This window comes from Acidovorax sp. MR-S7 (assembly GCF_000400995.2).
GTDB lineage: Bacteria > Pseudomonadota > Gammaproteobacteria > Burkholderiales > Burkholderiaceae_C > MR-S7.
In genome coordinates this window covers 31,592-45,327 of sequence record NZ_DF238979.1, presented here as the reverse complement: position 1 = coordinate 45,327, position 13,736 = coordinate 31,592, and the positions used below count along the sequence as shown (strand labels likewise).

The window sequence follows — 13,736 nt, the reverse complement described above, 5'->3', positions numbered from 1 at the left end:
CCGTCAAGCCGCGACGGTCCGCACCGCGTAGCCCTTGCCGCTGGCGATCACCTCCAGCAGCCGGTCGATGTTGGGGTGGTTGCCGGGGTGCTGGCGTGCGTCCTCGGTGTGCTCTGCGAACAGCTCTAGGCCTTCGCACGCCGCATCGGGGGTGATGCCGCCGTGCTTGGCTGCCAGGGCGGCGTAGACGGTGAGCGAGCCGGTCTTGCCCGGCTGGTTGGGGATGGTGGCCACCACCTGGCCCGCGTCGTCCAGCAGTTCGAGCGCGGACAGGTGGGCGATGGAGGGCAGCTGGCGCAGGTTGTCGGCGAATGCCATGGGAGGGTTCCTTGGGTGAAGAGGCGAAAGCCCCATACCCTACCTCAAAAAAGATAGCTGCCCGCGCTGGCAGAATAAGCGCCCCACCATGCAAGCCCTGCTCGACGCCATCGCCGCCATGCCTCTGCCCGAGGACGCCTGCCGCATCTTCCACGGCCGCGGCGGGCTGCACGCGGGCTGCGAGCAGTGGACGCTGGATGCCTATCCGCCGGTTTTCGTGCTGACGAGCTTCGCCCCCGTGGACGAGGGGCAACTGGCCGCCGTCGGCGATGCGCTGCACGCGCGCTGGGCGCAGCTGGCGCCGGGCGAGCCTCTCTCCTGGGTGTTCCAGCACCGCGGCGAGGCCCTGCGCATCGAGGGCCGCAGCCCTAACTTGCCGATGACGCGGCTGATGGCCGGCAGCGTGCCCGATCCGCACAGGGTGACGGAGCAGGGCGCGCGCTTTCGCGTGCACGTGCTGCGCGGGCAGAACCACGGCCTGTTCCTCGACATGGCCGAGGGGCGGCGCTGGGTGCGCGGCCACATGGCCGCCCGGCCCGGCGCCAGGGTGCTCAACCTGTTCGCCTACACCTGCGCCTTCTCGGTCGCGGCGCTGCAGGGCGGGGCTGCGCAGGTGGTGAACGTGGACATGGCCCGGGGCGCGCTGGGCACGGGCCAGCAGAACCACCAGCTCAACGGGCTGGGCGCGCGCGCCAGCTTCCTGGCGCACGACGTGTTCAGCTCGTGGGGCAAGATCACGCGCGGCGGGCCGTACGACCTGGTGATCGCCGACCCGCCCAGCTACCAGAAGGGCAGCTTCGTCGCCACCAAGGACTATGCGCGGCTGGTGCGCCGCCTGCCCGCGCTGCTGGCGCCGGGCGGCCACGCGCTGCTGTGCCTGAATGCGCCCGAGCTGGGCGTGGACTTCCTGCGGGAGCAGGTGCGCGAACTGGCGCCGGGCCTGATATTCGTGGAGCGGGTGGGCAACCCGCCGGCTTTCGCCGACGTGGACCCGGGCCGCGCGCTCAAGGTGCTGGTCTTCCGGCAGGACAGTGCGCCATGCGGCTGAACCTCTATTCCCTGCAGCTTTTCGTGGCCGTGGTCGAGGAGGGCACCATCGCCGCCGCGGCCGAGCGCGAGCACATCGCCACCTCGGCGCTGAGCAAGCGCATCTCCGAGCTGGAGCGCCTGATCGGCACGCCGCTGCTGATCCGCCAGTCGCGCGGCGTGGTGCCCAGCGAGGCGGGGCGCACGCTGGCGCGCGGCGCCCGCACGCTGCTGCATGGCGCGGAGGACCTGGCCGCCGAGGTGCGCGACTTCGCCAGCGGCGTGACCGGCCTTGTGCGCGTGGCGGCCAACCTGTCGTCCATCACCCAGTTCCTGGCACACGACATCGCGCGCTTCCTGGCGCTGCATCCGCGCGTGAAGGTGGAGCTGGAGGAGCGCATCAGCAGCACGGTCACGCGCATGGTGCTGGACAACGCGGCCGACATCGGCGTGTTCGCCGAGTCGGACGACGCGCGGCAGCTCCAGGTGCACCCCTACCGGCAGGACCGCATGGCGCTGGTGGTGCCGCGCGGCCACCCGCTGGCCGGGCGCGGAGCGGTGGACTTCGCCGCCACGCTGCAGTACGAACACGTGGCCATGCACCGCGGCTCTGCCGCCAACAACATGCTGGCGCGCGCCGCCGCGCAGGGCGAGCAGGGCTTCAGCCCGCGCTTCCACGTCACCTCCTACGACGCCATGATCGCCATGGTGAGCGCCGGCCTGGGCGTGTGCGTGGCGCCGGTGGCCGCCGTGCGCCGCTACGTGCAGGAGGGCATCGCGCTGGTGGACCTGAACGACACCTGGGCGCGCCGCCAACTGCTGCTGGGCGTGCGCCCGGACGACCAGCTCGGCGCCGCGGCGCGGCTGCTGCTGGAGCACCTGCGCGGCCCGCAGGCGTGATGCATCGCTGAACGAGATGCCGCCGTGCGGATTTGCGACGCCATGGCTGGCGTCCCGGCTGCACCATGGGCTGCGACAAGACCGAAGGAGACATCCCCCTATGACGTGCATCACCCGACGGCAGGCGCTGGCGGCCGCCCTGGCCGCAGGCCTGGCGCCGCACCTGCAGGCGCAGACCGCGGCCGCGTGGCCCGCGCGGGCCATCCGGCTCATCGTTCCGTTTCCGCCTGGCGGCGGCACGGACTTCCTCTCGCGCGTGGTGGCCACCAAGCTGGCCGAGTCCACGGGCTGGACCGTGGTGCCGGACAACAAGGCCGGTGCAGGCGGCACCATCGGCATCGGCGAGGCGGCCAAGGCCGAGCACAGCGGGCATACCCTGGTCATGGGGCAGCTCGACAACCTCGTGATCGCGCCGCTGTTCTACAAGAGCCTGCCCTACGACGCGCAGCGCGACCTGTCGCCCGTGGCGCTGGTGGGCGACTCGCCGCTGGTCTACGTGGTGCCCACGGCCTCGCCTTACAAAAGCCTGGCTGACCTGATCGCGGCGGCGCGCAAGGCGCCCGACACCGTCACCTACGCATCGCCCGGCGCGGGCACCATCACCCACCTGTCGGTGGAGTTGCTCGCGCACCAGGCGGGCATCCGGCTGCGCCACGTGCCCTACAAGGGCTCGGGCCCCGCGCTCGCGGACACGCTGGGCGGCCAGGTGCAGATGCTGGCCGCGTCCATCCCTTCCGTGCTCACGCAGCTCAAGGCGGGCAAGCTGCGCGCCCTGGCCGTCACCTCGGCCGGGCGCAATCCCGTGCTGCCCGACGTGCCCACCGTGGCCGAGCAGGGCCTGCCGCAGTTCGACGTGACGACCTGGTACGGCCTGTTCGCCCCCAACGGCGTGCCTGGCGGCGTGGTGCAGCGGGTGAACGCCGAGGTCAACCGCCTGTTGCAGACCGACGAGGTGCGCGGCGCCATCAGTGCCCAGGGCGGCGAGCCGCGCCCGCTCACGCCCGAGCAGCTGGGCGAGCGCCTGGCGCAGGACGCGAAGAAGTGGCGCGCGGCGATCGCGGCCACCGGACTCACGCTGGAGCTGGGCTGACGTAGCCCAGCTCGTGCAGCACCTCCCGGCTGTGCGCCCCCAGGTCGGGTGCCGGCCGGCGCACCGCGCACGGCTGCCGGGCGAACTTGACGGGAAAGCCGGTCATGCGCACGCTGCCGTGGCCCGGATGCTCCACGTCCAGCACCATCTGCTGGTGGGCCACCTGCGGGTCGGCGAACACCTCGGCCAGGTCCTGCACCAGGCCGCAGGGCACGCCGGCGGCGTTGAGCACTTCCACCCAGTGCGCCTTGCCGCGCTGCACCGTCACCTGGCTGATCAGCGCGTTGATCTGCGGGCGGTGGCGCACGCGCAGCGCATTGGTGGTGAAGCGCGGGTCCTCCAGCAGCGCCTGCAGGCCCAGCGCGTGCATGAGCTTGCGGTACACCGCATCGTTGGACGGTGCCACGGCGATCTCGCCGTCCGCCGCGGCGAACAGGCCGTAGGGCGCGACCAGCGAATGGTCGTTGCCCGTCACGGGCGGCAGCCGGCCGCTGGCCAGGAAGTTGGCGCTGGAGAACGCGCCGTAGCTCACCAGCCCGTCCAGCAGCGCGGCGCCCACGCGCTCGCCCTGGCCGGTGCGCGCGCGGCGCACCAGCGCGGCCACCGTGCCCAGCGCCGCGTAGTTGCCGGCCACGAGATCGCTGATCGGGACCGCCGTGCGCATGGGGCCGGACTGCGCATCGCCGTTGAGGCTCATGAAGCCGCTCATGGCCTGCGCGATGAAGTCGAACGCGGGCCGCTGGGCGTAGGGCCCGTCGGCGCCGAAGCCGGTGATGCTGGTGTGGATGACACCGGGCGAGAGCGCCTGCAGCTGCTCCCAGCCCAGGCCCATGGCCTCCATCACGCCGGGGCGGAAGTTGTCCACCACCACGTCCGCGTGGTGGATCAGGTGGCGCAGCGCGTCCAGCCCCTCGGGGCTGCGCAGGTCCAGCACCACGGAGCGCTTGTTGCGGTTGAACGCCGCGAAATACCAGCTCATACCGTCGACGACCTCGCCCTGGGCGCGCACGGGGTCGCCGTCGGGTGTCTCCACCTTGATCACGTCCGCGCCGAGATCGGCCAGCAGCATGGTGCAGAACGGCCCGGAGATGATGCGGGTCAGGTCGATGATGCGGATGCCTTCGAGTTGCATGGCGCCGACTATCCCGCAAACGCCACCCCCGGCGCGTCGCGTTTGCGCGCGTGCGCGTCGCGAAGCGCGATGGCGGCGCGAAGAATGGAGAGCAGGGGCCAGCGCACCGCGTCCTATGCTGCGGGCATGACGGCGCGCACCTATCCTCCCCGGGCCTCCATCACCGAAGTCGGCCTGCGCGACGGGCTGCAGATGGAGAGCGAATTCATCCCCACCGCCACCAAGCTGCGGCTGCTGGAGGCGCTGATGGACGCGGGCGTGCGCCATTTCGAGGCCACGTCCTTCGTCTCGCCGCGCGCCGTGCCGCAGCTGCGCGACGCGGCCGAGCTGCTGGCCGCCGTGCGCCGGCGCCCCGGCGTGGTGCTGGCCGTGCTCGCGCCCAACCGGCGCGGCGTGGAGCGCGCGCTGGACGCGGGTGCGGACGAAGCCGTGGTGTTCGTCTCGGCCTCCGAGAGCCACAACCAGAAGAACCTGAACCGCAGCGTGGAGCGCTCGCTGCAGGACATCCGCGAGATCGCCGCCGCCACGCTGGGGGCGCCGATCCGGCTCAAGGGGGCGATCGCCTGCGCCTTCGGCTGCCCGTTCGAGGGCGACGTGCCCGTGCAGCAGGTGCTGGCCATCGCCCGCACCTTCGCCGACCTGGGCTTCACCGGCCTGACGCTGGGCGACACCACCGGCATGGCCACGCCGCCGCTCGTGGCGCGAACGGTGCAGGCGCTGCGCGAGCATCTGCCGCACCTGCCCATCGCGCTGCACTTCCACAACACGCGCGGGCTCGGCCTGGCCAACGTGATGGAGGGGCTGGCGCACGGCGTGGAGCACTACGAATCGTCGCTGGGCGGTATCGGCGGCTGCCCGTTCGCGCCGGGCGCCACCGGCAACATCTGCACCGAGGACACGGTGCACCTGATGCACGAGCTGGGCATAGACACCGGCATCGACCTGGAGCGCCTGGTCGCGGTGGCGCACGACCTGCAGCGCGTGCTGGGACGCGACCTGCCGGGGCAGGTCATGCGCGCCGGCCCGCGCCTGCGCCTGCATGCGCTGGACGAGCAGCACGCGGCACAGGGTTAGGGTTTCAGGCGAAAAAGCCCTTTAGCGCTTGCCCAGAAAGCGCAAGGCGCTATTCATTGGATAGCATCAGCACCGCTTCCCACTCGTGCGGCTCCACCGGCGTGATGGACAGCCGGTTGCCCCGCTGCAGCACGCGCATGTCCGCCAGCGCGGGGGTGGCACGCAGCTCCGGCAGGCCGATCAGGCGCGTCTTGCGCTGGGCCTGCACGTCCAGCACCAGCCAGCGCGGCTGGCCGGGGTAGGACTTGGGGTCGTGGTAGGGCGAGCCGGGGTCGAACTGCGTCGGGTCCGGCCGCGTGCCGGAGGCCACGCGCGCGATGCCGGCGATGCCGGGCTCGGGGCAGCTCGAATGGTAGAAAAGCACGCCGTCGCCCACCTGCATCGCGTCGCGCATGAAGTTGCGCGCCTGGTAGTTGCGCACGCCGGTCCAGGGCACGGTGGCGCCGGGCGCGGCCAGGGCATCGTCGATGGAGCATTCGTCGGGCTCGGACTTCATGAGCCAGTAGCGCGGTGCATGGGGAGCAGGAGCGGTCATGGCCGCATTCTGGCAAAACGCTGCGCAGGCGTCAGGCCGCCTGGGGCGGCGGCAGCGGCAGCTGTGCCTGCTGCACCACGCGCACGCAGTCGCGCAGGTGCTGCTCGCCCAGGTAGCGCAGCGTGGCGTAGCCCAGCGCGGCGGCCGCGGCCTGGCCTGCCAGGGGCACGAATTTGGCGGCCTGCCGGGCCGACAGGCGCAGGCCCACGGCCTGCGTGGCGCGCAGCACCAGCTCGCGCGTGACGAACTTGCCGATGAGCACCGAGCCCACCATGGCCACCGCCTTCTGCACCTGCTCGCGCTTTTCGGGTGCGAGCAGATCGAGCTGCGCCGGGGTGAGGCCGAATTCGGCATTCACCAGCGGGATCAGCCGCGAGAGCAGGGCGGCATCCACCGCCCAGTCCAGCCCCGGCACGGGCACCACGCCCGCGGCGGCGGCCACCAGCGCGCGCCGGTGCAGCAGCCGGCGGCTGCGCTGCACCGCGGCCAGCAGCGCCGGGTCGTCGCCGGCCAGGGCGTGGGCGCTGGGAGTGCGGCGCAGGGCCATGGCGTGACGGATCAGCGGGTCAGGACTTGCGGCGCACCAGGTCGTACAGCACCAGGAGCACGATGGCGCCGATCACCGAGGCGATCCAGCCCGCGGCTTCCCCCTGCGCGTACCAGTTCATGGCGATGCCGATGTAGGTGGCGATGAACGAGCCGGCAATGCCCAGCAGGGTGGTCATGAACCAGCCGAGCTTGTCGTCGCCGGGCTTGAGGGCGCGGGCCAGCAGGCCCACGATGAAGCCGACCAGTACGGTGCCGAGAAAAGTCATCATGATGGAAAACGCCTTCGTAGTTGTGAGGATTGGAGAGTCGCCACACTCTAAGGCCGCGCGCAGGCATGCGCGTGTCGGACAAGGGGGCGCGGCCCTTGCCAACTGTCAACGATCTTCAATGGAGGGGGCGGGAGCGGACGCTCAGGGCTGGCGCGTCGCGGCGGCCAGGGTCTCGTCGGCTTCGTCCAGCGCAACGCGGCGCGCGCCGTTGAAGCGGCGCTGCCAGTAGGAAGTGCGCATGTCCTCCACGCGCACCTGCGCGCCCGAGCGGGGGGCGTGGATGAACTTGCCGTCGCCCAGGTAGATGCCTACGTGGCTGAAGGCGCGGCGCATGGTGTTGAAGAACACCAGGTCGCCGGGCTGCAGGTCCTTCTTCTCGATGGTCTCGGTGGCGGCGGCCTGCTCGTTGGCCCGGCGTGGCAGCACCAGGCCCTTGGCCTGCTCGTAGATGGTGCGTACGAGGCCGCTGCAGTCGAAGCCCGTCTCGGCGCTGTTGCCGCCCCGGCGGTAGGGCACACCGATGAAGCCCATGGCGGTGGTGACCAGCTCGGAGGTGCGGTCCGCCACGTCGTGGCGCACTTCCTGCAGGTGGGCGATCAGGTTGCGTTCCGTGCGTGCACCGTCCATCTCATCGGCGGGAGCGGCGTAAGCATTTGCGCAAAGGAGTAACAGGAGGCACAACCAACGGGACATGGGGCGCGAGGGTAACACGGGTCGGGGCTTTTTCTCACCCCCAAAATGTTGCAAGCCTTTGATTTTGGCCGATTTCATGGGGCCGCCGAGGCCGATAGGCAGCCTCTTGCGGCCCGGGGCGGCCGGGTGCCGCCCGGCGTCAGCCCTTCTTCTGCAGCATCTTGATGACGCTGGAGAAGTCTTCGCCCCCGTGGCCCGCGATGCTGTGCGCGGCGTAGATCGCGCGCGCCATGCCGCCCAGCGGGGTGCTGGCCTTCACGGTCATCGCGTTCTCCTGCGCCAGGCCCAGGTCCTTGAGCATCAGGTCGGTGCCGAAGCCGCCGGTGTAGCCGCGCGTGGCGGCGCTGGCCTCCTGCACGCCGGGGTAGGGGTTGTAGACCTCCAGTGCCCAGTTGCCGCCGGAGCTGCGGCGCATGATTTCCGAGAGCACCTTGGGGTCGAGCCCGTTGGCCACGCCCAGGGCGATGGCCTCGCTGGTACCGATCATCAGGATGCCCAGCAGCATGTTGTTGCAGATCTTGGCGGTCTGGCCCGCGCCCACGCCGCCGGCATGGAAGATGTTCTTGCCCATCTTTTCCAGCAGGGGGCGGGCGCGCTCCAGGGCCGCATCGCTGCCGCCGACCATGAAGGTCAGCGTGCCGGCGATGGCGCCGCCGGTGCCGCCGGAGACCGGCGCGTCGATGAAGGCTATGCCCGCCGCCTCGGCCGCCTTGGCGACCTTCTGGCTGGTGGCCGCGGCGATCGTGGAGCTGTCGATCACCAGCGTGCCCTTGGCGATGCTGGCCAGCAGGTTGCCGTTGCCGAGGAACAGGCCCTCCACGTGCTGGCTCGCGGGCAGCATGGTGACCACGACCTCGGCGCCCTGCACGGCGTCCTGGGCGCTGGCCGCCGCCTGGGCGCCTTCGGCCTTGACCTTGGCCAGGGCGTCCTGACTCAGGTCGAAGGCCTTGACGCTGTGGCCGGCCTTGACGAGGTTGATGGCCATGGGGCCGCCCATGTTGCCGAGGCCGATGAATGCGATTTGCATGGTGTGTCTCCTGGTGGTGTGAAAACTATGGTTTTGATAGCTGCCTGCGCTTGATGGATAAGCGCTGGAGCCCGAAAAGGCTTGAAATCATTTCTTGCGCCTGCGGGGTGATGCCTTAGCCCGCGGGTTGTAGGCGAGGGCGGCGTCCACCCAGTGCTCCCACTGCGCGCGCGTGGCGTAGCCGGCGGGTTCGACCCAGAAGTAACCCGGCATGCCGCCGCGCGAATCCAGCTCGCGCACCGCGGGCTGCTCGGCGGTGGCGGCATGATCCTGCGGCGGCAGGCGCACCAGCAGGTCTTCGCCCTTGACGGCCAGGCAGAGCTTGCCGTCCACCATGAAGGCGTGGCAGCCGAACAGGGTGCGCTCTTCCACCGTGGCCTGCGCGCCCAGGCGCTCGGCCAGCGCGTCCTGCACCGCGCCGATGAGGCGCAGGGTTTCGGGAGCGATGGGACGAGCGGGCATGGGGTTTCAGCGGATCACGTCTGGCGCATCGCCGTCGAGCATGCGCCGGCCGATGATGACGCGCATGATCTCGTTCGTGCCTTCGAGGATCTGGTGCACGCGCGCGTCGCGCAGCAGCCGCTCCAGCGGGTATTCGCGGATGTAGCCGTAGCCGCCGTGCAGCTGCAGCGCTTCGTTGACGATGTTGAAACCCGCATCGGTGGCGAAGCGCTTGGCCATCGCGCAGTAGGTGGAGGCGTCGCGCGCGCCCGCGTCCAGCCTGCTCGCGGCCAGGCGCACCATCTGGCGCGCGGCGACGAGTTCGGTCGCCATGTCGGCCAGCTTGAACTGCAGCGCCTGGAAGCTCGCGATGGGCTTGCCGAACTGCTTGCGTTCCTGCATGTAGCGCTGCGCGTGGCCCAGCGCGCCTTGAGCCGCGCCCACGGAGCAGGTGGCGATGTTGATGCGCCCGCCGTCCAGGCCTTTCATCGCGATCTTGAAGCCCTCGCCCTCGTGGCCCAGCAGGTGGTTGGCGGGAATGCGCACGTTGTCGAAGCTGATCTGGCGCGTGGGCTGGCTGTTCCAGCCCATTTTTTCTTCCTTCTTGCCGTAGTGGATGCCGGGCAGATTCGCAGGCACGGCGAAGGCGCTGATGCCGGCCGCGCCCGATTGCCCGTCGCCCGTGCGGGCCATGAGCACCAGCACGTCGGTCGCGCCCGCGCCGCTGATGAAGGCCTTGCCGCCGTTGATGACGTATTCGTTGCCTTGCAACTCTGCACGGGTTTTGATGCTGGCCGCATCGGAGCCGCTGCCGGGCTCGGTCAGGCAGTAGCTGGCTAATCTTTGCCCGCTGGTCAGTGCCTCGCCCCATTCGGCGCGCACCTCGTCGGTACCCCAGGTGCCCAGCATCCAGGTCGCCATGTTGTGGATGGTGATGAAGGCTGTGGTGCTGGGATCGACGGCGGCCAGTTCCTCGAACACCAGCGTGGCGTCGAGGCGGGGGAGTTGCAGGCCGCCGATGCACTCGGGCGCATAGAGGCCGCAAAAGCCCAGCTCGCCCGCCTTGGCGATGGTTTCGCGCGGAAAGATGGCCTCGGCATCCCACTGCGCCGCATGCGGTGCCAGCTCTGTCTGCGCGAACTGGTGGGCCGTATCGGCAAAGGCGCGCTGGTCTTCGGTGAGTTCAAAGTCCATGCGAATCGTCTCCTTATGGTTTTTCGCCGTGGTGCAGCCAGTGCATCAGCGCATCGCGCCGGGCTTCGGTCTGCGCCGTCAGGCATTCGTGGTACAGCCGTGGCCACTCGGGGCGCGACTCGGCCGCGCGCTGCGCCTGCTTGCAGTGCGTGACGCGCTCGCGCTGCCAGGCGGCGTGATCCTGGCGCAGGGCGGGGCGCTCGTGGGCCGAGAGGGCGCGCATCACGTCGCCGTAGAGGATCTGGATGGCCGTGTCGGCCCGCTGGTAGCTTTGCACGGCGCAGGCGTTGGTCTCCTCCACCGTGCCGCCCGCGCGGCAGGCGCTGCCCGCCTGCGCCCAGGCGGTAGCACCGCCAAGGCACAGAACGAGGGCGAGGGCCGCGCGCGTGCCGGTCACTTCAGGCTGATGGTGGTGTTCACGCCGTGGCTGGTGGTGCTGTCGTCGAACCAGCGCGCGGTGACCGTCTTGGTCTGCGTGTAGAACATCACCACCTGCTTGCCATACGGCCCCAGGTCGCCCAGCTTGGAGGCGCGGCTGCCGGTGAACGAGAACAGCGGCACGGGCACGGGGATCGGCACGTTGATGCCCACCTGGCCCACGTCGATGTCCTCCTGGAACCTGCGCGCCGCCGCGCCCGACTGCGTGAAGATGGCGGTGCCGTTGCCGTTGGGGTTGGCGTTGATGAAGTCGATGGCTTCGTCGATGTCGCCCGCGGCCACCAGGCACAGCACGGGGCCGAAGATTTCCTGCTCGTAGATGCTCATGCCGGCCTTCACGCCGGAGAACACCGTGGGACCGACGAAGTTGCCCTTCTCGTAGCCCGCCACCTGCGGCTTGCGGCCGTCCAGCTCCAGCGTGGCGCCGTCGGCGATGCCGCGCTCGATCAGCCCTTCCACGCGCGAGAGCGCGGCGCAGCTCACCAGCGGGCCCACGTCGGTGCCGGCCTCGGTGCCGCCGCTCACCTTGAGCGTCTTGGCCTTCTCGACCAGCTCGGGAATCCACTTCTGTGCCTCGCCCACCAGCACCGCCACCGACAGTGCCATGCAGCGCTGGCCCGCCGCGCCGAAGGCCGCGCCCGCCAGGGCGTTGAGGGTCTGCTCCTTGTTCGCGTCGGGCATCACGATGGCGTGGTTCTTCGCGCCCATCATGCACTGCACGCGCTTGCCGGCGAGGCTGGCGCGGTTGTACACATGGGTGCCGACCTTGGTGGAGCCCACGAAGCTGATCGCCTTGATGTCCGGGTGGTCGCAGATGGCGTTCACCGCGTCCTCGCCGCCATGGATCACGTTGAGCACGCCGGGGGGAATGCCGGCTTCGAGCGCCAGCTCGGCGAGGCGCATCGTCACCATGGGGTCTTGCTCGGAAGGCTTGAGCACGAAGGTGTTGCCCGTGGCGATGGCCATCGGGAACATCCACAGCGGGATCATGGCCGGGAAGTTGAACGGCGTGATGCCCGCGCACACGCCCAGCGGCTGCAGCACGGTATAGGTGTCCACGCCGTTGGCGACGTTGTTCGCCAGCTCGCCGAGCTGCAGGTTGCCGATGGCGCTGGCGTGCTCCACCACCTCCAGGCCGCGGAACACGTCGCCCTCGGCGTCGGGCAGGGTCTTGCCCTGTTCGGCTGTCAGCAGCGCGGCCAGCTCCTTCATGTTCTCGCGGATGAGCTGCTGCAGCTTCAGGAAGATGCGGGCGCGCGCGCCGATGGGCGTCTTCTTCCAGGTCTTGAAGGCCTCCTTGGCCGAGGCGACGGCGGCGTCGATCTCGTCGGGCGTGGCGAACGGCACGCGTGCCAGCACCTCCTGCGTGGCGGGGTTGACCACGTTGCGCCATTGCGTGGTCTTCGATTCGACCAGCTTGCCGCCGATCAGCAGCTTGACGGTGGGGGCCTGCACGGCGGTGGTGGAAGCGTCCATGGGTCTGTCTCCTGGAGAAGTGGAATGAATATAGCCATCGTATGTGTGCGAAATTCTTCATGCAATAGACAATCACGCACTCCAGCTTTGCAAAATTGCACATTCGCCATGGATTGGGACAACCTGCGCTACTTCCTTGAACTGGCCCGCACCGGCACCCTGGCCGCCGCCGCCCGCCGCACGGGCGTGGAGCACACGACCGTGGCGCGCCGCATCCAGGCGCTGGAAAAGCAGATGGGCGCGCCCCTGTTCGCGCGCGAGGCGGCAGGCCACCGGCTCACCGAGGCCGGTCGCCACCTGCTGCCCGCCGTGGAGGCCATGGAGACCGCCGTGCTCGGCGTGGAGCGCGCCGCACCCGCCAACGCGGCCAGCAGCGGCCCCTCGGGCCTGGTGCGCGTGGGCGCCACCGAGGGCTTCGGCACGCTGATCCTGGCGCCGCACCTGGCGCGCCTCACGCAGCAGCATCCGCAGCTGTCCATCGACCTGCTGGCCGTGCCGCGCATGCTGCACCTGTCGCGGCGCGAGGCGGATATCGTCATCTCGCTGGAGCGGCCCAAGCGCGGCTCCGTCATCGTCACCCGGCTGGCCGACTACCGGCTGTGCCTGTACGGCCAGCGCGAATACCTGGCCCGCCGCCCCCTGGTGGCGCGGCCCGAGGACCTGCGCCACCATGCCTTCATCAGCTACGTGGACGACCTGCTGTTCACCAAGGAGCTGCAGTTTCTCGACCAGCTGCACCAGCCCGAGCGCTTCGCGCTGCGCAGCACCAGCATCACCGCGCAGTACGAGGCCGTGCGCGCCGGCGCGGGCCTGGCCGTGCTGCCCGCCTTCCTGGCCGACCGCGACCCCATCCTGGCGCGCGTGCTGCCGCAGCAGGCGCGCTTCACCCGCACCTTCTGGATGAGCATGCCCGCCGAGGCCAAGCACCTCGCGCGCACGCAGGCGGTGTGGGGGGTTCTGAAGGAGGTGGGGCAGCGGGAGGCGCAGCGGTTGATGCCGGCGTGAGGCTTTTTATGATGGCGCGCCCAACTGCAAAGGAGACATGCATGGCTGCTGCGAAGCAATCCACCCTCAAGCGGGCGAAGAACCCGATGCCCCCGTTCGTGCGGGAGGCGCTGGACGGCGAGGGGCTGATGCCGGCCTACGAGGCCCGCCCGCCCTACCAGCGCAACGACTACCTGGGCTGGATCTCGCGCGCCAAGCTGGAAGCCACCCGGCACAAGCGCCTGCGGCAGATGCTGGACGAGCTGCGCGGCGGAACGGCCTACATGAACATGGCCTGGTCGCCTGGCAAGCGGCCGCAGGGCTGAACGGCCCGGCGGCCCGCGCTCATATCCGTCCCATCAACAGCAGGACCAGCAGGATGACCACCACCAGCCCCAGGCCGCCCGACGGTCCATAGCCCCAGTTGCGGCTGTAGCCCCAGGTGGGCAGGGCGCCGACCAGGATAAGGATCAGGATGATCAGCAGGAGAAGCGAGATCGACATGGCGGTTCCCTCCAAGAGGCGGTGTTGACGATGTCTTGCATTCTTCGCAGGCCACCCGTACGCGCAGGACGGCAGGCGGCGCATGG

The 13,736-nt window shown here is 70.1% G+C and carries 17 protein-coding genes and 1 pseudogene; 6 read left to right on the top strand and 12 right to left on the bottom strand.

Annotated features, from left to right (window positions below; genetic code table 11):
- Positions 1 to 3 precede the first annotated feature (3 nt).
- Complete coding sequence (locus AVS7_RS19095; protein WP_020229661.1) at positions 4 to 318, bottom strand: DUF2322 family protein; 315 nt, start codon at positions 316 to 318, stop codon at positions 4 to 6.
- Between the two features lie 88 nt (positions 319 to 406).
- Here AVS7_RS19095 and AVS7_RS19090 point away from each other — a divergent pair, with 88 nt between their 5' ends.
- The 3 genes from AVS7_RS19090 to AVS7_RS19080 all read left to right on the top strand — a co-directional run bounded on the left by AVS7_RS19090 (position 407) and on the right by AVS7_RS19080 (position 3,334).
- Positions 407 to 1,366, top strand: coding sequence for a class I SAM-dependent methyltransferase (locus AVS7_RS19090; protein ID WP_020229660.1), 960 nt, complete (start codon positions 407 to 409; stop codon positions 1,364 to 1,366).
- On the top strand, positions 1,357 to 2,244 hold the full coding sequence (locus AVS7_RS19085) for a LysR family transcriptional regulator (protein ID WP_020229659.1): 888 nt from the start codon (positions 1,357 to 1,359) through the stop codon (positions 2,242 to 2,244). The genes AVS7_RS19090 and AVS7_RS19085 overlap by 10 nt, the downstream gene beginning before the upstream one ends.
- 100 nt (positions 2,245 to 2,344) lie before the next feature.
- Entirely contained in the window at positions 2,345 to 3,334 is a 990-nt protein-coding gene (locus AVS7_RS19080; RefSeq protein ID WP_020229658.1) for a tripartite tricarboxylate transporter substrate binding protein, read from the top strand.
- Here AVS7_RS19080 and AVS7_RS19075 read toward each other — a convergent pair.
- Positions 3,315 to 4,466 (bottom strand): CaiB/BaiF CoA-transferase family protein, encoded by a 1,152-nt coding sequence (locus AVS7_RS19075; RefSeq protein WP_020229657.1) that lies wholly within the window; start codon positions 4,464 to 4,466, stop codon positions 3,315 to 3,317. The two genes, AVS7_RS19080 and AVS7_RS19075, sit on opposite strands and share 20 nt — an antisense overlap.
- Positions 4,467 to 4,592: 126 nt before the next feature.
- On the opposite strand from AVS7_RS19075, the gene AVS7_RS19070 reads away from it, so the two are divergent.
- Positions 4,593 to 5,540 (top strand): hydroxymethylglutaryl-CoA lyase, encoded by a 948-nt coding sequence (locus tag AVS7_RS19070; protein WP_034691233.1) that lies wholly within the window; start codon positions 4,593 to 4,595, stop codon positions 5,538 to 5,540.
- 49 nt (positions 5,541 to 5,589) lie between these two features.
- Here AVS7_RS19070 and AVS7_RS19065 read toward each other — a convergent pair whose 3' ends face one another.
- The 9 genes and pseudogenes from AVS7_RS19065 to AVS7_RS19025 all read right to left on the bottom strand — a co-directional run bounded on the left by AVS7_RS19065 (position 5,590) and on the right by AVS7_RS19025 (position 12,162).
- On the bottom strand, positions 5,590 to 6,075 hold the full coding sequence (locus AVS7_RS19065) for an EVE domain-containing protein (RefSeq protein WP_034691230.1): 486 nt from the start codon (positions 6,073 to 6,075) through the stop codon (positions 5,590 to 5,592).
- A 31-nt stretch (positions 6,076 to 6,106) separates the two neighbouring features.
- Positions 6,107 to 6,622, bottom strand: coding sequence for a hypothetical protein (locus AVS7_RS19060; protein WP_020229654.1), 516 nt, complete (start codon positions 6,620 to 6,622; stop codon positions 6,107 to 6,109).
- A gap of 19 nt (positions 6,623 to 6,641) precedes the next feature.
- On the bottom strand, positions 6,642 to 6,893 hold the full coding sequence (locus AVS7_RS19055; RefSeq protein WP_020229653.1) for a GlsB/YeaQ/YmgE family stress response membrane protein: 252 nt from the start codon (positions 6,891 to 6,893) through the stop codon (positions 6,642 to 6,644).
- 141 nt (positions 6,894 to 7,034) lie between these two features.
- Positions 7,035 to 7,586, bottom strand: a complete 552-nt coding sequence (locus AVS7_RS19050; protein WP_034691228.1) for a C40 family peptidase — start codon at positions 7,584 to 7,586, stop codon at positions 7,035 to 7,037.
- A gap of 139 nt (positions 7,587 to 7,725) precedes the next feature.
- Positions 7,726 to 8,646: pseudogene (gene mmsB / locus AVS7_RS19045) on the bottom strand (3-hydroxyisobutyrate dehydrogenase); the annotation flags it as partial.
- A gap of 54 nt (positions 8,647 to 8,700) precedes the next feature.
- On the bottom strand, positions 8,701 to 9,075 hold the full coding sequence (locus AVS7_RS19040; protein WP_020229650.1) for a TfoX/Sxy family protein: 375 nt from the start codon (positions 9,073 to 9,075) through the stop codon (positions 8,701 to 8,703).
- Between the two features lie 6 nt (positions 9,076 to 9,081).
- The gene (locus AVS7_RS19035) at positions 9,082 to 10,248 is read right to left on the bottom strand and encodes an acyl-CoA dehydrogenase family protein (protein WP_020229649.1); all 1,167 of its coding nucleotides are present in this window, start codon (positions 10,246 to 10,248) and stop codon (positions 9,082 to 9,084) included.
- Between the two features lie 13 nt (positions 10,249 to 10,261).
- Positions 10,262 to 10,645, bottom strand: coding sequence for a lysozyme inhibitor LprI family protein (locus AVS7_RS19030; RefSeq protein WP_020229648.1), 384 nt, complete (start codon positions 10,643 to 10,645; stop codon positions 10,262 to 10,264).
- The gene (locus AVS7_RS19025) at positions 10,642 to 12,162 is read right to left on the bottom strand and encodes a CoA-acylating methylmalonate-semialdehyde dehydrogenase (protein WP_020229647.1); all 1,521 of its coding nucleotides are present in this window, start codon (positions 12,160 to 12,162) and stop codon (positions 10,642 to 10,644) included. Before AVS7_RS19025 ends, AVS7_RS19030 begins: the two co-directional genes overlap by 4 nt.
- A 108-nt stretch (positions 12,163 to 12,270) precedes the next feature.
- Here AVS7_RS19025 and AVS7_RS19020 point away from each other — a divergent pair, with 108 nt between their 5' ends.
- Together AVS7_RS19020 and AVS7_RS19015 are read left to right on the top strand one after the other, a co-directional pair.
- Entirely contained in the window at positions 12,271 to 13,167 is an 897-nt protein-coding gene (locus AVS7_RS19020) for a LysR family transcriptional regulator (RefSeq protein WP_020229646.1), read from the top strand.
- A 41-nt stretch (positions 13,168 to 13,208) separates the two neighbouring features.
- Positions 13,209 to 13,472, top strand: a complete 264-nt coding sequence (locus AVS7_RS19015; RefSeq protein WP_020229645.1) for a YdeI/OmpD-associated family protein — start codon at positions 13,209 to 13,211, stop codon at positions 13,470 to 13,472.
- Positions 13,473 to 13,491: 19 nt separating this feature from the next.
- Here AVS7_RS19015 and AVS7_RS24035 read toward each other — a convergent pair whose 3' ends face one another.
- Complete coding sequence (locus AVS7_RS24035; protein WP_024001881.1) at positions 13,492 to 13,650, bottom strand: DUF3309 family protein; 159 nt, start codon at positions 13,648 to 13,650, stop codon at positions 13,492 to 13,494.
- Between the last annotated feature and the right edge of the window lie 86 nt (positions 13,651 to 13,736).